Annotated in this window: 19 protein-coding genes and 2 pseudogenes; 12 read left to right on the top strand and 9 right to left on the bottom strand. The window is 61.5% G+C overall.

From position 1 onward, the window contains the following. Positions 1-114 precede the first annotated feature (114 nt). The 3 genes from ftsH to rocF form a co-directional block, all read right to left on the bottom strand. Complete coding sequence (gene ftsH / locus NKH57_RS05215) at positions 115-2,031, bottom strand: ATP-dependent zinc metalloprotease FtsH (protein WP_352942321.1); 1,917 nt, start codon at positions 2,029-2,031, stop codon at positions 115-117. 1,158 nt (positions 2,032-3,189) lie between these two features. Beyond that, positions 3,190-4,245 carry an ornithine cyclodeaminase gene (gene ocd / locus NKH57_RS05210; RefSeq protein WP_352942318.1) on the bottom strand — a complete coding sequence of 352 codons (1,056 nt, stop codon included), beginning with the start codon at positions 4,243-4,245 and terminating at the stop codon, positions 3,190-3,192. 2 nt (positions 4,246-4,247) lie between these two features. After that, a complete protein-coding gene (gene rocF, locus NKH57_RS05205) occupies positions 4,248-5,180 on the bottom strand; it encodes an arginase (RefSeq protein WP_352942315.1) in 933 nt (310 codons plus the stop codon). 135 nt (positions 5,181-5,315) lie between these two features. On the opposite strand from rocF, the gene NKH57_RS05200 reads away from it, so the two are divergent. After that, positions 5,316-5,756, top strand: a complete 441-nt coding sequence (locus NKH57_RS05200; RefSeq protein ID WP_111543746.1) for an Lrp/AsnC family transcriptional regulator — start codon at positions 5,316-5,318, stop codon at positions 5,754-5,756. Positions 5,757-5,765: 9 nt separating this feature from the next. Here NKH57_RS05200 and NKH57_RS05195 read toward each other — a convergent pair. Next, positions 5,766-6,541, bottom strand: a pseudogene (locus NKH57_RS05195) (ABC transporter ATP-binding protein). Between the two features lie 282 nt (positions 6,542-6,823). Here NKH57_RS05195 and NKH57_RS05190 point away from each other — a divergent pair. Then, a complete protein-coding gene (locus NKH57_RS05190) occupies positions 6,824-7,042 on the top strand; it encodes a hypothetical protein (RefSeq protein WP_352942312.1) in 219 nt (72 codons plus the stop codon). Between the two features lie 188 nt (positions 7,043-7,230). Here the strand turns inward: NKH57_RS05190 and NKH57_RS05185 are convergent, their stop codons facing one another. From NKH57_RS05185 to NKH57_RS05170, 4 genes are read right to left on the bottom strand one after another with little or no spacing between them, the layout of a single operon-like run. Then, a complete protein-coding gene (locus NKH57_RS05185) occupies positions 7,231-7,404 on the bottom strand; it encodes a hypothetical protein (RefSeq protein ID WP_352942309.1) in 174 nt (57 codons plus the stop codon). A 32-nt stretch (positions 7,405-7,436) separates the two neighbouring features. After that, positions 7,437-8,564 carry a WD40 repeat domain-containing protein gene (locus NKH57_RS05180; RefSeq protein WP_352942306.1) on the bottom strand — a complete coding sequence of 376 codons (1,128 nt, stop codon included), beginning with the start codon at positions 8,562-8,564 and terminating at the stop codon, positions 7,437-7,439. 13 nt (positions 8,565-8,577) lie between these two features. Continuing rightward, entirely contained in the window at positions 8,578-8,901 is a 324-nt protein-coding gene (locus tag NKH57_RS05175) for a hypothetical protein (RefSeq protein WP_023760295.1), read from the bottom strand. After that, positions 8,898-9,371 (bottom strand): hypothetical protein, encoded by a 474-nt coding sequence (locus NKH57_RS05170; RefSeq protein WP_352942303.1) that lies wholly within the window; start codon positions 9,369-9,371, stop codon positions 8,898-8,900. Before NKH57_RS05170 ends, NKH57_RS05175 begins: the two co-directional genes overlap by 4 nt. Before the next feature lie 551 nt (positions 9,372-9,922). Between NKH57_RS05170 and NKH57_RS05165 the strand changes: the two genes are divergently transcribed. From NKH57_RS05165 to NKH57_RS05120, 10 genes are all read left to right on the top strand, one after another. Next, positions 9,923-11,596: an aromatic/alkene/methane monooxygenase hydroxylase/oxygenase subunit alpha gene (locus tag NKH57_RS05165; RefSeq protein ID WP_023760297.1), complete on the top strand. Its 1,674-nt coding sequence runs from the start codon at positions 9,923-9,925 to the stop codon at positions 11,594-11,596. A 55-nt stretch (positions 11,597-11,651) separates the two neighbouring features. Then, complete coding sequence (locus NKH57_RS05160) at positions 11,652-12,713, top strand: NADH:ubiquinone reductase (Na(+)-transporting) subunit F (protein WP_352942301.1); 1,062 nt, start codon at positions 11,652-11,654, stop codon at positions 12,711-12,713. Between the two features lie 47 nt (positions 12,714-12,760). After that, entirely contained in the window at positions 12,761-13,819 is a 1,059-nt protein-coding gene (locus NKH57_RS05155) for an aromatic/alkene monooxygenase hydroxylase subunit beta (protein ID WP_352836612.1), read from the top strand. A gap of 16 nt (positions 13,820-13,835) precedes the next feature. Then, positions 13,836-14,207, top strand: coding sequence for an MmoB/DmpM family protein (locus NKH57_RS05150; RefSeq protein WP_023760300.1), 372 nt, complete (start codon positions 13,836-13,838; stop codon positions 14,205-14,207). A gap of 71 nt (positions 14,208-14,278) precedes the next feature. Then, positions 14,279-15,301, top strand: a complete 1,023-nt coding sequence (locus NKH57_RS05145; protein ID WP_023760301.1) for an amidohydrolase family protein — start codon at positions 14,279-14,281, stop codon at positions 15,299-15,301. A gap of 5 nt (positions 15,302-15,306) precedes the next feature. After that, positions 15,307-16,104 carry an iron-sulfur cluster assembly protein gene (locus NKH57_RS05140; RefSeq protein ID WP_352942296.1) on the top strand — a complete coding sequence of 266 codons (798 nt, stop codon included), beginning with the start codon at positions 15,307-15,309 and terminating at the stop codon, positions 16,102-16,104. 77 nt (positions 16,105-16,181) lie between these two features. Continuing rightward, entirely contained in the window at positions 16,182-17,813 is a 1,632-nt protein-coding gene (locus NKH57_RS05135) for a molecular chaperone GroEL (protein WP_352942293.1), read from the top strand. Between the two features lie 38 nt (positions 17,814-17,851). Beyond that, the gene (locus NKH57_RS05130) at positions 17,852-18,895 is read left to right on the top strand and encodes an NAD(P)-dependent alcohol dehydrogenase (protein WP_023760304.1); all 1,044 of its coding nucleotides are present in this window, start codon (positions 17,852-17,854) and stop codon (positions 18,893-18,895) included. A gap of 71 nt (positions 18,896-18,966) precedes the next feature. Continuing rightward, a complete protein-coding gene (locus NKH57_RS05125; protein ID WP_352942290.1) occupies positions 18,967-19,656 on the top strand; it encodes an MIP family channel protein in 690 nt (229 codons plus the stop codon). A gap of 149 nt (positions 19,657-19,805) precedes the next feature. Continuing rightward, positions 19,806-20,285, top strand: coding sequence for a DUF1097 domain-containing protein (locus NKH57_RS05120; RefSeq protein WP_352942287.1), 480 nt, complete (start codon positions 19,806-19,808; stop codon positions 20,283-20,285). 101 nt (positions 20,286-20,386) lie between these two features. On the opposite strand, the pseudogene NKH57_RS05115 reads toward NKH57_RS05120, so the two are convergent. After that, a pseudogene (locus NKH57_RS05115) lies at positions 20,387-20,798 on the bottom strand (transposase); the annotation flags it as partial. Between the last annotated feature and the right edge of the window lie 121 nt (positions 20,799-20,919).

Below are 20,919 nucleotides of genomic sequence, written 5' to 3'. Positions count from 1 at the left end.
GGGGCTCGAATACCATTCGATCAGGAACGGTGATCGCTCGATCCGGCCGGGATCCCGCAGCGCCTTTGCCAGCTGGTCTACAGCTTCCGGCTCATTGCTGCTTTGAATGAATTACTATGCTCCGGGACCAGCGACTCGCGGAGGCATTGCACGCGGGGTTTCGGCCGCTCGCAGCGCCGCAGTCCCACGACGACCGTCCTCCCGAAAGGCGCGATGCCCTGCCTGAACCTTTCCGACCAGCGACGCGAGCGCGTTCTCGTCGAGCGTCTCGGTTTCGAGCAGCCTGCGTGCCGCCTTTTCGAGGAGATCGCGCCGTTCGGTGAGCAGGCCCACCGTTCGTTCGAAAGCCGCCTCGACAATGCCGCGCACTTCAGTGTCGATGGCGTCGGCGGCGGCCTCGCCGTAATCGTGCTCGCGCGGCCCGCCGGCGAGCGGGTTGGGGGCCAGGAAGGAGCGTGGGTCCTTTTCCAGAACCACATGGCCGAGTCTTGCCGACATGCCGTAACGCGTCACCATGGCGCGCGCTATGTCGGTTACCTTGGCGAGATCATCAGCGGCTCCGGTGGACAGGTGGTCGAATACGATCCACTCCGCCGCCCTGCCGCCGAGCAGCACCGCCATCTTGTTGTCCAGTTCCTCGCGCGTCATGAGGAAGCGGTCTTCGGTCGGGCGCTGGATGGTGTAGCCGAGCGCGCCGACGCCACGTGGTATGATCGATACCTTGTGCACCGGATCGACGCCAGGCAGCGCCATGGCGACCAGTGCGTGGCCCATTTCGTGATAAGCGACGATCTCGCGCTCTTTCGGGTTCAACAGCCTGTTGCGCTTTTCGAGCCCGGCGACGATGCGCTCCACCGCGTTGTTGAAATCCTCCATTGTTACGGCATCCGCCTTGCGGCGCGTGGCAAGCAATGTCGCCTCGTTCACGAGATTGGCCAGGTCGGCGCCGGTAAAGCCGGGCGTCAGTGCGGCCACTTTTTCCGCATTGACATCCGTCGCCAGCTTCGACGTGGCCATATGCACCTGCAGGATCTTGATGCGACCCTGCTTGTCCGGCCTGTCGACCAGCACTTGTCGATCGAAGCGGCCAGCCCGCAGAAGTGCCGGATCGAGGATCTCGGGGCGGTTCGTCGCGGCCAGCAGCACGACGCCGATCTGTGGATCAAAACCGTCGAGTTCGACCAGAAGCTGGTTGAGCGTTTGTTCCTTTTCATCGTGGCCGCCGACCGTGGTTCCTCGGGCGCGGCCAAGTGCGTCGAGTTCGTCTATGAAGATGATCGCAGGAGCCCTGGACCGAGCCTGCTCGAAGAGGTCGCGCACGCGCGCGGCCCCGACCCCGACGAACATCTCGACGAACTCGGAGCCGGAGATCGAGAAGAACGGCACCTTGGCCTCGCCCGCGACAGCCTTGGCGAGCAGGGTCTTGCCGGTGCCTGGCGGCCCGACCAGCAACACGCCTTTGGGCATGCGTCCGCCGAGGCGGCCGTATTCGCCCGGGTTCTTCAGAAAATCCACGATCTCCTGCAACTCGGCCTTGGCCTCGTCCACTCCCGCCACGTCGTCGAACGTCACCCCGGTATTGGCTTCGACGTAGATTCTGGCCTTGCTCCTGCCGATCTGCATCAAGCCACCGACGCCGCCGTCCATGCGTCTTAGAAGCAGCATCCACAAGCCAAAGAAGACGAGCACCGGCACAACCCAGGAAAGCAGGTCGCTCAGGAAAGTGCTTTCGACCTGGCCGGTGACCGTGACACCGTGTTCCTGCAGGTCACGGGCGAGGTTAGGCTCGACCCGCGTGGTGATGAATAGCGGCTTGCCACCCTGTGGCTCCTTGAAGCGGCCTTGGATGAAACGATCGGAAACCTGCACCTCGGCGATTTTGCCGCCGTTCAGTAGGGTCTCGAACTCGCTGTACGGGATCTGCGCGACGTGCTGCGTCGTGGCATAGAAATATTGGAAGACCATCACGCCCGAGAAGGCGGCGATCCAGTACCAAATATTGAACCGCGTCTTTCTGTTGTTCATGTCCATGGCAGCCTCCGGCATGAAAACTGATATAGGTCGCTGCGCGCGCGCGGCATCGCTATCGGCCCGGTCCGCCGCAAAAAAGTAGGATGTCCTGACCCGCCGCCGACGATCCCTGGGATCGGTCATTGTCCTCGGCCGACCGGCACGCCCAGTGAACCTGCCAGGCCGTTTTCATTGCGCTCGCTCAACCGAACAGGCGCACCTCAAATTGACCAAAGCCTATCCAAAGCCAACCGCCAAACAGCCATGATCCCTGTCCAGAGGCGTCGCGGCCTTGATCTCCACATTGGAGACTGTGCCGCTCCAAACAAAGCACTGAGCCCACGGTGCGATTTTGGCGCCGCCGCCGGCCTGCCAAAACCTTGCGAATTTGGACTTCGGACAGCGGCATTCTGAGGGTATCTCCTTGTCGACCTGGCCCAACACCCTCAAAAGTACCCCTCAAAACCTACGCATGAAATGAGACTACGTGGGACGACTTGAGAAGCCCAGCACGTCGAGCGGCAGAAAACACAGCGAAATTCGCGCTGTGTGAGACTGTCTGAGACGGCTTGAGAAGAATAGATGGTGCCCAGAGGCGGAATCCAAGCAAATGAAATCGGGCTTTGCTTTCAAATCGTTGTGGTTTGCTCAGTCACGACACCGACCAACAGGAATACCAACAAAATATTTCTGTGGATTGGTTCGGTTCCCAAACTTCGCTCTGCTTGCTACGACGCCGGCATACCGCATCTTATCTCAAAAGCCGATAGTGGTTGCTACTTGGGGTGGCCCAGTTCGTCCCGTCGATGACATCCCATGATGTGGGCGAGTCGAGAGAGCGCTACATCGCGAGTCCCACTATCGAAGAGGCTTCGGGCCGATATCGTTCGAAAAGTTCGACGCGCCGTAAAGTCTACACCAACCATAGAATCCCGTTTCGCAGAAGCGTATCGCAATGGAATCAGGATTCACTTTTACGGTCTCGACCGAGCGCCATTCTATTCAGATGCTATGGGCACAACGCGGCTTTTTTTACAATATCGATCAGAATCGTATTGGCTCACGACAGCTTCTGCCCCTTGCGGTCCTGATTGATGGCGAATTTTTGGCTGGAGGTGTAGTGCAACCGAGGCGAGACGGTAAGAACTTGCCCCGGAGGCAGCTTTCGGGTGAGCTTCCTCAAGCTGCCGGCTGTATGGCCGCTCGCAGCAGCATGCCAAAAAGGTCGCGCGGCTCGTCGGGATCGGCAAGCAGATCGAGTTCCTCGTAGAGGCCCGTCGCCTGCAACTGGTCGCGCACATAGCGCAGCGCCGAAAAATCCTCGATGGCGAAGCCGACGGAATCGAACAGCGTGATCTGCTTGGCGTCTCGCCGGCCTTGCACCTTGCCGGCGATTACTTGCCAGAGCTCGGTCACGGGATGGTTGGGATCCAGCTGCTGGATCTCGCCCTCGATGCGTGTCTGGGGCGGAAACTCGACGAAGATGTCGGAGCGCAGCAGGATATCCTTGTGCAGTTCGGTCTTGCCGGGGCAATCACCGCCGACCGCGTTGACGTGAACGCCGGAACCAACCATGTTGTCGGTGAGGATCGTGGCGCACTGTTTGTCGGCGGTGACGGTCGTGATGATCCCGGCCCCTTCAACCGCTTCCTGCCCGGTTGCGCAGATGGTGATGTCGAATCCCATGCCAGCCAGGTTCTTCGCGCATTTCCGCGAGGCCGAGCGGTCGATGTCGTAGAGCCTGAGCCGATCGACGCCGGTCAGCGCCTTGAAGGCGATCGCCTGGAATTCCGATTGGGCGCCATTGCCGATGATAGCCATGGTGCGCGCGCCGCCCGGCGCCAGATACTTGGCCGCGACAGCTGACGTGGCGGCGGTGCGCAGCGCGGTCAGGATTGTCATTTCGGTGAGCAGCATCGGGTAGCCGCTGCCGACATCGGCGAGCACGCCGAAGGCGGTGACCGTCTGCAAACCCTGGCGCATGTTCTTCGGATGGCCGTTGACATATTTGAAGCCGTAGAGGCGTCCATCGCTTGTCGGCATCAGTTCGATGACGCCGTCGTGGCTGTGCGAAGCGATGCGAGGCGTTTTGTCGAAAAGTTCCCAGCGACGGAAGTCTTGCTCGATGTAGCCGGCGAGCTCGGTCAGGAAGCGCTCGACACCGATGGCGTTCACCAGCTTCATCATGCGGTCGACGCTGACGAAGGGGACGATGTTCAGCTTTGCCGTGGCCATGATCAAAAACTCCCGGAATGGCTGCGGGTGGGGCGATCCATGATACGGCGGCCCATCAGGCTCGCCGTCAGGTCGACCATCAGCGTCGCGGTGCGGCCACGCTCGTCCAGAAAGGGATTCAATTCGACCAGGTCGAGGCTGGAGACGAGGCCGCTGTCGGACAGCATCTCCATCACCAGATGCGCCTCGCGGAAAGTCGCGCCGCCGGGAACCGTGGTGCCGACCGCCGGCGCAATGGAGGGGTCGAGGAAATCGACGTCGAGGCTGACATGCAGCAGCCCGTCCTCTGCAGATACCCGCGCCAGAAAGGCGCGCAGCAGCGGCGCGATGCCATGCTCGTCGATGGCGCGCATGTCGTGGACGGTCACGCCCGCCTGGTTGAGCGCGTGGCGCTCGGCCGGATCGACACTGCGCAGGCCCATGGTGCAGATGCGCTTGGGATCGACCGCAGCCGGCAGATCCGGAAAATAGCCGCTAAAACCTGGCTGGCCGCTGGCGTAAGCGAGCGGAACGCCGTGCAGATTGCCGCTGGCGGTGGTGTCGAGCGTGTGGAAGTCCGGATGCGCGTCGAGCCACAGCACGAACAGCGGGCGCCCGGCCTCGGCGGCGCGGCGGGCGAGGCCCGACACGGTCCCGGCCGAGATCGAATGGTCGCCGCCGAGAAAGATCGGCATGGCGTCCTCGCTCGCCGCGTAGGCTGCCGCGGCAATGGCGGATGTCCAGGCCGATATCTCGGGCAGGGCCTTCAGCGCCAAATTGCCATGCACCACGCGCCTCGCCGGAATTGCCTGGACGGCCCCCATGTCCTCGACAGCGTGGCCGAGGCCGGACAGCACTTCAGCAAGTCCGGCCGTCCTGAGCGCACTCGGCCCCATCTCACATCCCATTCTGCCGGCGCCATCCTGCACTGGCGCCCCAACGATTCTGCAACGCATTGTCTGTTCCGCGACCCAATTTCGAATGAGCGCGAGGAGATCATGGCGAGCCGGCAATATGAACAGGTAGAATTGGCAATTCGAAAAGCATTGTTTATCGTGATGGCAGCAAAATTGGCCAAAATGGTAATCCCAATGGATGCGCTGGACGAACGGCTCGTGACCTTGCTTCGGCATGATGCGCGGCGCAGCGTGTCGGACCTCGCAGTCGATCTCGGCGTCTCGCGCGCCACGGTCAGGGCACGGATGGAGCGGCTGGAGCGATCCGGCGACATCATCGGCTACACGGTGGTGCTGCGCGCCGACGCCGTTGATCAGCGCATCCGAGGTATCATGCTGATTGAGATTGAGGGCCACGCCGCTGACCGCGTGGTCCGGGCGCTGGGCGGCTTCCCGGAAGTCTCGACCATCCACACCACCAATGGCCGCTGGGACCTGGTGGTCGAGCTCGGGACCGCATCACTGACCGATTTCGATGCGGTGCTGCGGCGCATCCGGCTCATAGCCGGCATAACGGGCAGCGAAACCAGTCTGCTCCTGGCGACGCCGCGCACGACCCGGGCACGACTGGCCTAGCTGTGCCGCTTAGCCGTTGCTACCAGCCAGAAACTGACGGAAGCGGTCCGATCGGCTGGCGGTGAAGAGCTCGCCTGGCGGTCCTTCATCCTCGACCAGTCCCTTGTGCAGGAACACGACCTTGCTGGAGACATCTCTGGCGAGACCCATCTCGTGGGTTACCACAAGCATCGTCCTGCCTTCTTCGGCAAGCGCGCGCATGACGCGCAGGACTTCGCCGACAAGTTCGGGATCGAGCGCTGACGTCGGCTCGTCGAACAGCATGACTTTGGGCCGCTGGGTCAACGCCCGTGCGATTGCCGCCCGTTGCTGCTGGCCACCGGACAAGTGCGCCGGATAGTGATTGCGCTTGTCGGCAATACCCACCTTGGCCAGCATCGCCTCCGCCTCTTCCACGCATTCCGCGCGAGGACGTTTCTGGACGTGGATAGGTGCCTCGATCAGGTTCTCGAGGATAGTCATGTGGGACCAAAGATTGAACCCTTGAAACACCATGCCCACGCGTGCGCGTATACCTTGCAGCTGCCGTACGTCGGACGGTCGCGTCTTCCCGCCCTTTTTCTCAAGCAGGATTGTTTCGCCCCCGACCTCTATGCGCCCTTCATCCGGAATTTCCAGCATGTTGATGCAGCGCAACATTGTCGATTTTCCCGATCCGGAAGAACCAAGGATCGAGACCACGTCTCCCTCCCTGGCCTCCAGGGAGATGCCCTTCAGAACCTCCAGATTGCCGAACGTTTGCGGAGCCCCGTCACGCTGACGGCCGGTTGATGCGGGTCTGTCATCGTGCAAGCGCGCCAGAGCCAGCACGATGGCCAGGACGGTTCCGAGGGCCACCGACGAAACTGCCAGTGCTGCCCGGATTCCGAATTGCCCATCCGGTGAGTTGGGCTCAGCTTGAGCGGGGCATTCACCCAGATGCTTTTACAATAGGCCATCCGCACAGAGCGCCGCTCAAAGGGGGCGTAAGCCCGACCAGCGCATCCATACTCCGTCTCGGCTACGGTCGGGCGGTTTTTGCCTTTTGGATCAAGTAAGACTAGTTCTCGTATCGGGGGATGAAGGCGATGCGCGACTTACCCAAGAACGTTGACGCCGACGCAGTGATCGAGATCGGCCGCTACCTCGATGATCAAGGGAAGGGAGCGCCCGTTTCTATTGCGGATGCGAACAGGATCGTCCGGAAAACTGCAGGGACCAAGCTGACCGCTGTTGAACTGGAAGAACTGATCCTGGAATGTGCGGCAGCGCGCCATTTGGCAGTGGTTCTGGATTCCCGCGACTGATCGGCCGTTGCATCATTTTGAAATCAGGGTTGGCGCGGTCTCGCGCTCGGGCAACTCGTTGGTTGGCCCCGCCGCAAGGCCGCGCCGACCATATCTCAACCCAGCGCGTATGCCTGACAGGAGGCGAGAACGCTGTCAGGCATACGTTGAGGAGCAGCAGCATGCGCCGGACAGTGACGTCCCGCCTTCTAGTTGGTCTTCAATTGACCAACACGGTTTTCGGCAATCCAGCGGGCGGCAAGCACCAAAGCGCCCATACTGAAATCCTTGCCGTGTTTGGCCACCATCTCTTCCGACAGCTTGGCCAGCCGTTCGAAAAATTCGTCCTTGCTCTCGTCCCCTGCGGTGAGTCCGGTCTGCATGTGATCCTCCTGTTTCATGTGGGCTGCGTCCGCTATTTGAACATCTCCGCGGGAAAGGTGACGATCGCGGCGGTGCCATCGACGGAACCCACCGCGAGGTGTCTGCCGTCGCCGGACCAGGCAAGCGCGGTGACGGCGCTGCCCAAAGGCCTGACGAGGAGTTCGTCGCGCGAGCCGATCTGGGCGATGGTGATACGGCCGTTGGCGTAGCCCGCCGCAATCAGTTTCTTCTCCGGGTGTGCCGCCACCGCCTCGACAAGAACCAGCCCGGCGCGGCCTGTCTCCAGCGCACCCGAGGTTTCGCCGCCAACAGGCGGGGCGGTCATCGACCAGCCGGCGATCCGGAACGCGCCCGAGGCAAAGAGCGCATTCACCGGCTGGCTCCAGCACACGGTGCGGACCGGCGATGGAAACCCTGCAACGTGGTCTGCTCTTCCATCAGCCAGACTGACCAGAGCAAAGCCCCCGGTTTCGAGCCCGCAGGCCAGCCAGGTGCCGTCTATGCTCCAGCGGATCGACACCGGGCGCGCGGAAAGGGGGATGTCGCATATCAAGGCGGCGTCGCCTTCGACCACCCAGATCGACAACCCTTCGCCAAGGCCGCAGGCAAGTCGCCGCCCGCCCGGCGAGAAGGCAAGGGCATCTGTCGACGATGTCACATCGCGTTCCAGCCGCGTGGCATCGCCTTGGCCGTGCGACAGGAAGACATCATGCCCGTTGCTGACAGCCGTCATATCCGCCTTGGCGCTGTGATCGATGGCGACGACTCGTCCGTCGATCTTCAGCAGTGCGGCTGCGACGTCACCGCCGGCGGTCATGTGCAGCACTTCGCCGCTGGCCGCGCCGACGAGAAAGCCGGAAGGCGCATAGGTGGCGAGCGGGACGTCGGCGTCACCGAATGCCGCCGTGGCAACCGATGGCACTGGCGGCTTCTCCCTGGGGCGGATCGTCGTCTGGCCGAGATCGTTGCTCACCCTGATCCGCGCTTCCGGCGGCTCGTGATCCGCAATCGCGGCAATGGCGATTGTTCCGTCGACTGCGGTGAAAGCGACAGCCGAGCCGTCGGCGCTGAAGCGCAGATCGGCGATCGCCGACGGCCGCTGCCAACTGCGGCCCAGAAGGTCGAACAAGGTCAGGTTCTGCATCGTCTGCTGGTTCATGCTGTCTCTCCCATCAGTCCTCGTTCGCCGCTGCGGCAAGCTTACGGTCGACGTCCTCGACATCGCCTTCCGCAGCTATGATGCGATCCTCGCAAGCCGTGCACGCTTGCGCGATCGCCGCCGCGTTCTGCCCTGCCTCATGCAAGTCCCGCACCAGTTGCTCGGTGGCGCCGCTTCTGCCGATTTCGAGTTCCAGGCGCAGCACGTCCATCTCGATGCCGGCGCGTTTCTGGTTGAGCCGCAGTGCTTCCGCGGTAAGCGCCGAGACGCTGGCGACGAGATCGAGCCGGCGAGCAAGCAGCGCGTCACGCCGGGCTGTGTGGGATCCTCCGGTCATTTTTCGCTCTTCAAAGGTTGCGGCGGTTTTTCGAAGGCCGACAGCAATTTGGGCAACGTGCCGGCCTGCGACTGGAACTGTTTTTCGGCCGTCTCGATGTGGCTCTTGAGCTGGTCCCAGATGTCGACGCGGATCATCGATGTCGTATCGCCGGTCAGGCGCTCGATCTCTTCGACACGGAACTGGCGCGTCAGCGAAACCCCGGAAAACACGAAGTCGCGCAGCAGGATCGCATGGCTTTCGATGAACAGATGGATCATCGGATGCGTCTTTGTGGTGACGCCGCCGGCGGCAAGCTCGGCCCTGATGAAGTCCTGGAAATGGTTCTGCAGGCGGTGTTGGCTCTCGCCCATGAAGCGCATAACGAAGACCAGGTCGCGCGGCATCAGCTTCACGAGATCGCCGGTGACGCCATCGGCATGGCTGGATATTGGCTCGGGCGGTTCCCTTCGGTCTCTATCGTTCGGCATGGTCCTTCTCCAGCGTTAGGCCTGTGCGTGCCCATGACCGTCAAATAGTAGAGATAGACGAAGATTTAAACAGAAAATATGAGTTTCAGGATTTGCTGCAATTGCTAACTAAACATGCTGCGCGCGCGAATATACGGCAAATATTACAGGCGTAAGTTACAACTGTAAAAGAACGTTACAGTTGGCTGCCGGGGCGCGAGCCGAAAGAGCGGCAATTTTGCTTTGAGCGCCAGCCGTCAGGCTATTTCGAAACTGGCACGACGCTTGCACTGTTCATTCTCACAAGAAGCCCATCGCGCTTGACGCGGTGCCAAAAGAACGAAGGAACGGAGGAAGCAGAACCGCTTCGATACGCCCATCGCATATGCGGTTGGCGCTGCGGCTCCCTGTCAGACGCCTCGAAACCTTTGCCCCGATCCACTTGAACGGCCGGACCTAGGGTCGCGCCTCGACGCGCAACGCTTTGTCATGCCGCTCGCACTCTCACTGGCGGTGCTTGCCGCTTCATGCCGGGGTCAAGGGACCCGCGGCTCAAAACCTGGTGGAGGCTTATGACCATGACGTCTCTGACGCTCAACAAGATTACCTCGCAACGCGGAATCTCCGTCGGCGAGGCGACCAAGAAGATTGCCGATCTCGGCTGGAATCCTTCCTACGTCCAGGAAGCGATGACGTTTCCGACCGACTACAAGATCAACAAGACGCCGCGCGACCCGATGAAGCAGGTCCTGCGGTCCTACTTCCCGATGCAGGAAGAGAAGGACAACCGCGTCTATGGCGCGCTCGATGCCGCCTTGCGCGGCGACATGTTCCGCAATGTCGAGCCGCGCTGGGTCGAGTGGATGAAGCTCTTCCTGGCCATCATTCCCTTCCCGGAAATTTCGGCTGCCCGCTCGATGGCGATGGTCGCCCGCATCGCACCTGGCGAGGAACTGCGGACCGGTTTCACAATGCAGATGATCGACGAGTTCCGCCACTCGACCATCCAGATGAATCTGAAGAAATGGTACATGGAGAACTACATCGATCCGGCCGGCTTCGACATCACCGAGGAAGCTTTCGGAAAGTGCTACGCCACCACCATCGGCCGGCAGTTCGCCGAAGGTTTCATCACCGGCGACACCATGACCGCCGCCTGCATGTACCTGACCGTTGTCGCCGAGACCGCCTTCACCAACACGCTGTTCGTCGCCATGCCTTCGGAGGCCGCCCGCAACGGCGACTACGCGCTGCCGACCGTCTTCCTGTCGGTGCAGTCCGACGAGAGCCGGCATATCGGCAATGGCCACTCGCTGCTGATGGCAGCACTCAAGGAGCCGGAAAACCACCTCTTGCTGGAGCGCGACCTGCGTTACGCCTTCTGGCAGAACCATGCGATCGTCGATGCGGCAATCGGCACCTTCATCGAATACGGCACCACCAACCGCGACAAGAACAAGGAATCCTACGCGGAAATGTGGCACCGCTGGATCTATGAGGACTATTATCGCACCTACATGCTGCCGCTCGAGAAATACGGCATCAAGGTCCATCACGACGACGTCCAGGCGGCCTGGGAACGCATCACCAAGAAGAACTATGTTCACAAGGTAGGACAGTTCTTCGCGGTCGGCTGGCCGGTCAATTTCTGGCGCATCGAAGCCCAGACCGACAAGGACTTCGAGTGGTTCGAGCACAAATATCCAGGCTGGTACGCCGAGTTCGGCGATTTCTGGAAATGGTACGCCAAGCTCAGCCACAAGGGCGAGAAGGTGCTGCTGTTCAACAGCGACGTCGGCTACGTCTATCCGCACCGCTGCTGGTCTTGCCTCGTTCCGTGCCTGATCCGCGAGGACATGGTGGTCGGCGAAATCGACGGCCAGCTTCACACCTTCGCCCATGAGCTTGACAAGTGGACCGCAACGGTCGCCTTCGCCGACGAGTATCAGGGTCGTCCGACGCCCGCGATGGGCCGCTTCAGCGGCAAGCGCGAGTGGGAGACGCTCTATGACGGCTGGGATCTGGCCGACGCGATCAAGGACCTGAACTTCGTCCGTTCCGACGGCAAGACGCTGGTTCCGCAGCCGCATCTGCGATTCGACGACAAGGAGATGTGGACGCTCGACGATGTGCGCGGCAACAAGCTCGGGTCGCCGCTCAACGCGCTGCGTGCCATGTCGCCCGCGGACCGCGAGAAGCACCTGGCGGAGTACGCCAAGGGCTTCACCATCACCCCCTGTAACTGATCAGGCCAAAGGGGGGCGGGTTCGTCCCCGCCCCTTCCTTTCACTGGAGGTCCGTATGTCGGAAACCCACACGGTCAGGCTCAGCCCGGTTGGCGTCGAATTCGACGTCGAGCATGGCGAAACGGTGCTCAACGCCGCCTTCCGCCAGGGCATTGCCCTGCCGCACGGCTGCAAGGAAGGGCAATGCTCGGCCTGCAAAAGCGTGTTGCTCGAAGGCGAAGTCGACATGCTGAAATACTCGACTTTCGCGCTGAACGACATGGAGAAGGAGAGCGGGCACGTCCTGTTGTGCCGCTGCATCGCCTTCTCCGACCTGGAAGTCGAGCTCCTCAACTACGACGAGGAGATTTTGGCGAAAGCGATCGCCGTGAAGACGTACAAGGGCCGGATTGCTCGGATCGAGCACCTGACCCACGACATTCGCGGCATCGAGATCGAACTCGGCTCCCCAATGAAGTTCTGGGCGGGGCAATATGTCGACATCACGGTTACCACGCAAAAAGGGGAGACGATTACGCGCTCGTTCTCCATGGCAAATACGCCGGACCAAACCGAAAAACTCTCCTTCATCATCAAAAAATATCCTGAGGGAAAGTTTTCCGGAGAACTCGATTCTGGAGGCATCGAAGCCGGAGCCGAAGTCACCGTCGTCGGACCCTACGGAACCTGTTTCCGCCGCGACGAACGGCAAGGACCCCTGATCCTGGTCGGCGCCGGCTCGGGCATGTCGCCGATCTGGTCGATCCTCAACGATCACCTGAAGAGCGGCGAGAAGCGTCCGGTCTATTTCTTCTACGGCGCCCGCACCCGCAACGACCTGTTCTATCTCGACAGGATCGCCCAGCTGGTCGGCAAGCATTCCGACGTCACCTTCATTCCCGTGCTGTCGCACGCCAATGACGACGCCGAATGGCAAGGCGAACGTGGCTTCGTGCACCAGAGTGTGGACGCCATGCTCAAGCAACTGGCGGTCGACGGGCAGGGCGATGTCCATGCCTGTGGCCCGCCGCCGATGATCGATGCGCTGCAGCCGGTCCTGTTCATGAACGGCTTCGAAACCGAGCGGATCTTCTTCGACAAGTTCACCACATCGGCAGGTGCAACGCCAGCCCATTGAGGGCGGCAACGCACGGCCAACCACAACTGCAACAAGGGAGAGAGACTATGCCTGCAACCTCGAGTTCAGTCGGATCCGGAGCCGCCGGCGCGGCGATCTTCGCCGACTCCGACAGCCGGAAATACCGGTATTTCGACCCGAAAGGCCAGCGCGCCACCCACTACGAGGACATGACGGTCGACGTTCAGCCCGACCCGGAACGCTACCTGATCCAGGACTGGATCATCTCCTTTGCCGACGGCAAGGGCGCCTATGTCAAGCAGAACACCGCCGCCCAGAGTTCCAACTGGCACGCCTTCCGCGCGCCCGACCAGGAATGGGAGCGCACGCACTACCAGCGCCAGTCGAAGATCGAGACCATGGTGCAGAGCGTCATCAACAATGCGCGCAAGTCGGGCACGCCGAAGACCTTCGACAAGGCCTGGGTGAAGATCCTGCAGACGCAGCTCGGCGCCTGGAAACATGCCGAATTCGGGCTCGGCACCTCGCTGATGCAGGCGCAGCGTTACGGCTACACCCAGATGATCAACAACGCGACGCTGACCAACTCGTCCTACAAGCTGCGGCTGGCCCAGGACATCACGCTCTATCTCGCCGAGATCGGCATGGACCTGCCCGGCTGGGACGACGAACTCGGCAAGAAGGCCTGGCTCGAGGACAAGAACTGGCAAGGCACGCGCGAGGCGGTCGAGACCATCATGGGCGCGACCGACTATCTCGAGCAGTACTTCGCCATCAACATCATCTTCGAGCCGCTGGTGGGCGAAGTCTTCCGCTCCGGCTTCCTGATGCAGATCGCCGCCGCAAACCACGATTTCATCACGCCGGCGGTGATCTCGGCGGCCGAGGCCGACTACGAGCGCAACCTCGCCAACACGATCGACCTCATGCATCTCCTCGCCAATGACGAGAAGCATGGCGCCGCCAACAAGAAGCTCTTCCAGGGCTGGGTCAAGAAGCACGGCGCGCTCGCCGACAAGGCAGCCACCGGCCTGCAGCCGATCTGGTCGATGCCGCATTCCAAGCCGGTCGCCTTCGCCGATGTCCGCGCCAAATCCGAAGAGCGGATTGGCCAGATCCTCGGCGAACTCGGCCTCAAGCGCTGAAACAGGAGAAATCGTCATGTCACTAGCAGCACGCGACGCAACGCATTCCAACATCTTTAAAGCGATGAAGGACATCACCTTCGAGCAGACGATTTCGCACCAGTGCGGCGTCACCATGAACGACTCGGTCGAGGCTCGCGCCATCGCCGAATTCATGGGCCAGAAGCCGGGGGTGACCATCACCTACCAGCCGGCGCTGATCCGCATCGATGGCACCGGCAAGCTGATCTTCAAGATGGATGCGATCGGCGAATATCTCGGCCGCGAGATTTCGGCCGAGACCTTCGAGGTCAACACCTCCACCCATTACGGCCGCATGGTTCGCGTCGACGACAACACCGTAATCCTGTTCGGCAACATGGATGAGATGTTCGAATACATCGAATAGCCGCCCAGAAATCTGGCGCGCCGTTGCATACGGCGCGCCGACCCGTCAACGCGATCATTGTGGAGGCAAGTATGTACAGGACACCGGAAGGCAAGGACATTTTCGTGGTCGACGGCCACACCCATTTCTGGGACGGCAGCCCGGAAAACCAGAAAAATATCCACGGCAAGCAGTTCATCGAATGCTTCTATGCCTATCACACGGGCTTGAGCCCGAAGGAACAGCTGTGGGAGAAGAGCAAGTTCGAGAAATACAGCGCCGACGATCTCTATCGCGACCTGTTCATCGACGGTCCCGATGATGTGGCGATCGTGCAGTCGACCTATCTCAAGGACTTCTACAAGAACGGCTTCAACACGATCGAGCGCAACGCCGAGGTGGCCAAGCGCTATCCTGAGCGTTTCATCGTCAACGGCGCCTTTGATCCGCGCGACGGCGAAAAGGCGCTCGAATACATCCACTTCCTCAAGGAGACCTACAACGTCAAGGGCGTGAAGATGTACACGGCCGAATGGAACGGCGCTTCCAAGGGCTGGAAGCTCACCGATCCCGATGCTTACAAGTGCTTCGAACTCTGCGACAAGCTCGGCATCAGGAACATTCACGTCCACAAGGGCCCGACGATCATCCCGCTCAGCAAGGACGCCTTCGACGTGCATGACGTCGACCATGCGGCGACGGATTTCCAGAATCTCAACTGGATTGTCGAGCATTGCGGCCTGCCGCGCCTCGACGATTTCTGCTGGATCGCGACGCAGGAAACCAATGTCTATGGCGGCCTGGCGGTAGCGCTGCCCTTCATCCATTCCCGCCCGCGCTATTTCGGCGAGGTCATCGCTGAACTGCTGTTCTGGCTCGGGCCGGAGAAGATTCTGTTCGGTTCCGACTATGCGATCTGGACGCCGCGTTGGCTGGTCGAGAAGTTCTGGGCCTACCAGATCCCGGAGGACATCGCCGCCGAACGTGGTGTGCAACTGACCGACGAGATCAAGGAGAAGATCCTCGGCCTCAACGCCGCGCGTCTCTACAACATCGACGTCGAAGCCAAGAAGAAGGCGCTCGCCAGTTCGCCCTTCAGCATCGCGGCGGAGTAGGAGCCATGGCAACCGCCAATGTTTCCGGCGACTGCCAGAAGGAACTCTGGCGGCGCCTTGGTGAGGTCAACGACCCCGAACTCGACGAACCCATCACCGAGATGGGCTTCGTCGAGCGGGCTGATGTGACAGGCGATGGCAGTGTGGATGTCGATTTCCGCCTGCCGACCTACTGGTGCTCGCCGAACTTCGCGTTCCTGATGCTGGACGGCGTGCGCAAGGCGCTCGACCAGCTCTCCTGGTCGCCGGCCTATCGCGTCAAGCTGCACGACCACATGTTCGCCGACGAGGTCAATCGCGGCATGGTGGAAGGCAAGAGCTTCGGCGATATTTTCGCCGTGCTTGCCGAGGATCAGGATCTCGGCGCCTTGCGCGAAACCTTCGCAATGAAGGCCTTCAAGCGGCGCCAGGAGGCAGTCCTGCGCGGCCTCAAGGCGAACGGCCTGACCCATCGCGAAATCGTCGGCATGGACCTGCCGGCCTACGACGTTGCGCGGTTCGAGCCGGGCGAGGCGGCCAAACAGAAGCCACGCTACCGGGCGGCGCTGCTCGAGCGGTTTCCGGACCGCCGGGCGGATGATTCCGTCTTCGTGACCTGGGAAGGGCTGCGCATACCGCCCGATGCACTCGGTGCCCATCTCGCCGAACTGCGCGGTGTGCGCATCAACATGGAGTTCAACGGCGCGCTGTGCCGGGGGCTCAAGCAGACCCGATACAAGGAACTGGATGTGGTCGACGGCGAACCGACGCTGGTCGATTTCATTCTGGATCGCGTGCCGGCACGAACCGCGCCGACCGCCTGAAGCAGATCTGAAAGCAACGGCCTCCCTCGCACGAGGCCCCTAATCAACAACCCGCCCGTAAGGCGGAAGGAGGAACCATGCCCAAAATAATGCTTCACAATTCCGAAGCCCGCCGTGCTCTCGCCCGTGGTGTCTTTCGGCTGGCCGCTGCCGTCGAACCGACGCTCGGCCCCAAAGGCATGAACGCTATGATCGACCGGCCGATCGGCACCCCGATGGTGACACGCGACGGTGTCAGCATCGCCTCCGAGATCGAGCTGCACGACCGTTTCGAAAACATGGGCGCGCAAGTCGTCCGCGAGGTGTCGATGCAGACCAACGAGATCGCTGGCGACGGCACCACGACGGCCATCGTGCTCGCCAACGCGCTCATCCAGGGCGGCGTCGAGGCGAATGAGCGCGGCGTGAAATCCGTCGATCTGTGCAAAGGCATCGACCTCGCCGTGGCGGCGGTGGTGGCGGCACTCAAGGCCTCGGCCAAGCCGGCCAAGGGTAACGGCATCCTGGCGTCGGTCGCCAACATCGCGGCGACCAATACCAAGCTCGGCGCACTCGTGGCAGAAGCCCATCAGCGGGTGGGCGCAGAAGGCGTCATCACCACCGACTTCAGCGTCACCACCGAGACCACGCTCGATGTCGTCGAGGGCATGTCCTTCGAACGCGGCTACCTCTCGCATCACATGGTGACCGATCAGGAGAAGATGGAGGCTGTTCTCGAACGGCCTTACATCCTGATGACCGACCTTAAGATCAAGGAGCCCGAACAGCTCGATGCTGTTCGCCGCATCGCCGACGAGGACGGTCGCCCACTGCTGATCGTGTCCGAGGAAATGTCGCCGGAAGTGGTGGTGACACTGCTCGGCAAGCAGGGACCGGGAAGATACCTCGTTGTCCATCCCCCGGAATATGGCCATTGGCGCAAGGCGATGATGGAGGACCTGGCCATCATCACGGGCGGCAAGGTGATCGCGCGCGATCTTGGCGGCCGGCTGGAGGATATCACCCCCGAGGATCTTGGTACGGCCGACCGGGTGAAGACCAGTTCGTCCTATACCTCCATCATTCGTGGCGGCGGCGATCATGCGGCCATCGCCTCGCGTCGCGCCCAGGTGCAGCGGCAGTATGAGGCTTCGCCGCCCAACATCGACCAGGACAAGCTGCGCGAACGCCTGGCCAAGCTCTCCGGCGGCACCGCGATCCTCTATGCCGGCGGCGTTACGCCGGTCGAGCAGAAGCGGACCATCCAGCTGATCGAGGATTCCTTGAACGCGGTGCGCGCCGCATCCGAAGAGGGCGTGGTCGCTGGTGGCGGCTCCGCACTCGCCCAAATCGCGCCGCTGCTCGACAAGGTAGCGGCTAGTGTCGATGGCGATGTCGCCGAAGGTGTGCGCCTGGTGCGCTCGGTGCTGTCGCGGCCGCTGTGGCGTATCGCCGCCAATGCCGGCGCCGATCCCGAAGCGGTTGTGGTCGAGGTCACGCGCATCAATGGCGGCTACGGCTACAACGCGTCGACCGGCGCATATCAGAACATGTTCGAGGCAGGGATCATCGACCCCGTCCGCGTCACTTACACAGCACTCGCCAACGCAGCATCGGTGGCGACACTGATCCTGACCACAGAAACGCTGATTGGCCATCTCGCCGAGGATGAGGACCCGACGGCGGGGCCAGCACGTGGCGGCGGCTCCGAAAGGCTCGGCCGCGCCTGAAGCAATCCAGACAATCTCGACGTTGAAAGGACACAGCCATGAAAGCTGCCAGACTCTACGAATACGACCCCAAGATGAACGTCCAGCTCAGGATCGAGGAGGTCAAGGCGCCGACGATCACCGCGCCCGACGAGGTGATCGTGCGGGTCGGAGCCGCCGGCCTCTGCCGCACCGATCTGCACATCATCGAAGGTGTGTGGAAGCCGACCATGGATCCCGAAGGCACGCTGTTGCCCTACATCATGGGACACGAGAATGCCGGCTGGGTCGAGGAAGTTGGCAGCGGCGTCAGATCGGTCAAGCGCGGCGACGCGGTGATCTGCCATCCGTTCCGCTCATGCGGCATCTGCCTCAACTGCCGTCATGGCGAAGACATGTATTGCGACAACGGCCAGTTTCCCGGCCTGGGCATGAATGGCGGCTTTGCCGAGTATTTCATCACCAGCGAACGCTCGCTGATCAAGCTCAATGCCAACATCACGCCGATCGAAGTGGCGCCGCTGGCCGATGCCGGCATCACCGCCTACCGTGCCGCCAAACGTGCCGCAAAGCTGCTGCGGCCAGGCAGCTATTGCGTGCTGCTCGGCATAGGCGGGCTCGGCCACATCGCGCTGCAATCGCTGCACGCGATCTCGGGCTGCCGCATCATCGCCGTCGATCGCGAGCCGGCGGCGCGGGTGCTGGCCAAGGACCTTGGCGCCGATTTCATCCTCGATGGCGGGCCAAATGTTGTCGAGGAGGTCGCCCAGATCACCGGCGGCGGCGCCCATGTGGTGATCGACTTCGTTGGTGAACTCGGGGTCGAGAACATCTGCTGGAAGATGGTGCGCAAGGGCGGGCAACTGTTCGTCGTCGGCTACGGCGGCAACATCAACGTGCCGACCGCGCATCTCGTCATCGAGGAGATCAACATCGGCGGCAGCCTGGTCGGCAATTTCACCGAGCTGGTCGAACTGATGGAGCTCAACGCCGACGGCAAGGTGAAGATGCACTACACCGAATACAATCTCGCCAGCATCAATACCGCGCTCGACGATTTCAAGAACCGGCGCTTCACCGGCCGTGGCGTCATCGTACCCTGAAACAATTGGACCGGACTTCGCGCGAACGGGCGCGGCGTCCAGTCCCCACCATCATCCAGAGGGAGAGAAAAATGAACAAATATATCTGTGAGTTCATCGGAACCTTCGCGCTCGTTTTCTTCGGCTGCGCGACGGTTCTGTTTATGCGCTCCGAGGTCGGCCTGCTCGGCGTCGCCTTGGCCTTCGGCTTGTCGGTGGTGGCGATGGCTTATTCGATCGGGCCGATTTCGGGCGCCCATCTAAATCCGGCTGTGAGCCTCGGCTTCTTCGTCTCAGGCCGAATGAAATCAAATGACCTCATCGGCTATGTGGTCGCGCAGTGCACAGGTGCAATTGTTGCATCGGCGGTGCTCTACGTCATCGCACAAGGCAAGGGCGGCGGCTTTGACGTGGCGACGAATGGCTTCGCCCAGAACGGCTGGTCGGCCTATTCGGCAACGTCGGCGTTTCTGTTCGAAGCGATCGCCACGTTCCTGTTTCTGCTCGTCATCCTTCGCGCTACCGCCGAAGGCGGCGCAGGTCCTCTGGCTGGCCTGGCAATCGGGCTGACGCTGGTCATGATCCATCTCGCCGGCATTGCTGTGTCCGGATCGTCGGTCAATCCGGCCCGCTCGCTCGGCCCGGCGCTCTTTGCCGGTGGAACCGCTCTATCGCAACTCTGGCTCTATATGGTGGCGCCGTGCCTTGGCGCGGCCGCTGCCGGACTGGCATTGCGCGTCGGGGTGATCGGCGCGAGCGAACCGGCGGCTCAGCCGGCCTGATTACTTGCCGGCAAGCTTTTTTCCTGAATCCTGTGGCTGATGCCATTGCGTTTTCCATGTTGGGACGTCAGCGAAGCGCGATCCCGAAACGAGATTCTTTGCTTCGAGCTTTGGAAAAACGGGAGGACAATATGGATCTTATCACAGGGTTGGCCGTCGTCATCGGCATTATGGGCGGCATTGCAACGTGGGCGGCGATCATCATCGGCAACCCCTATTTGCTGATCTGGGTGGTATTCGTCGGCTGGGGTAGTTTCTATCACTGTGGCGGCAAGGAAGCCGGGTTCAAGAACTCGGCGGTTGCGAACCTCTGGGGGGCCATCTGCGCGGCCGGCGCATTGATAGCACTGACGTCCATTGGCGTTACGGCGATCATGGCCGGTATTTGCGTCGGTATTTCAATCATAGTCCTGATTCTCGCCGCCAAGTTGCCCTTGCTGAGCGCCATTCCGTCGGCGGTCTATGGCTATGCAACGACCGCCGCGCTTTATCTACTTGGTGCCGCCGCTTACGGCGAAGGCATCAGCGGCATTACCAAGGTCGCGGCGGCTGTGGTTGTCTCGCTGATCATCGGCAACATTCTCGGCTATCTCTCGGAGAAAGTGACAGGTGCTGTCGTAAAGGCCTGATCGATCCGGCGATCGCTGCCTGAAGGCGTTTTGCGGTCGACGCACTTCCCCGCTCACGCGACGGGCGAATGCCGCTTTTTTTGTCGGTGAGCGACCCGAGTCTACCTTCCATGTTTGACGGAAGCATATCCAGCGTTGCTGAAGTAGTTTGCGCATTCGTCTGGCTTGATAGTGCCGACGAGTGTGCCGAGATTGCGCCAAGTGTCTTCTACGGTGCGCTTCCGGGCGTGTCGCATCCAATGCTTGATCTTGGCGAAGGTCTGCTCGATCGGGTTGAGATCGGGCGAGTATGGCGGCAGGAACCAGAGCTTTCGCCGGCGGTGCCCTGATCGCATGAGGGATGGCTGCAGATTTATAACTGCCCAAATTGTCCATGATCACGATGTCGCCGGGCCGCAGGGTTGGGAACAGTTGCTGACGCACATAGGCGCGGAAGCATTCACCGTTGAAGGGGCCGTCGAAGACACATAGCGCGGTGAGTTTGTCGCAGCGCAACGCGCCCAGGAAGGTCAGGCGGGCAGGGCCGGCGCCGGCTTGGTTAGGCCTAGCCTAGTGCCCGTCCATAAACGGTAAGCTGCTGAAATTACTGGAGGAATCACCAAATTTCCGCAGGAAAGGCCCGACGGTTTCAGGT

The sequence above is a fragment of the Mesorhizobium sp. M1050 genome (assembly GCF_040318715.1).
In the GTDB taxonomy this organism is placed as follows: Bacteria; Pseudomonadota; Alphaproteobacteria; order Rhizobiales; family Rhizobiaceae; genus Mesorhizobium.
Note: the sequence above shows the minus strand (reverse complement) of the source record. Positions and strands in the feature narration are given on the sequence as shown.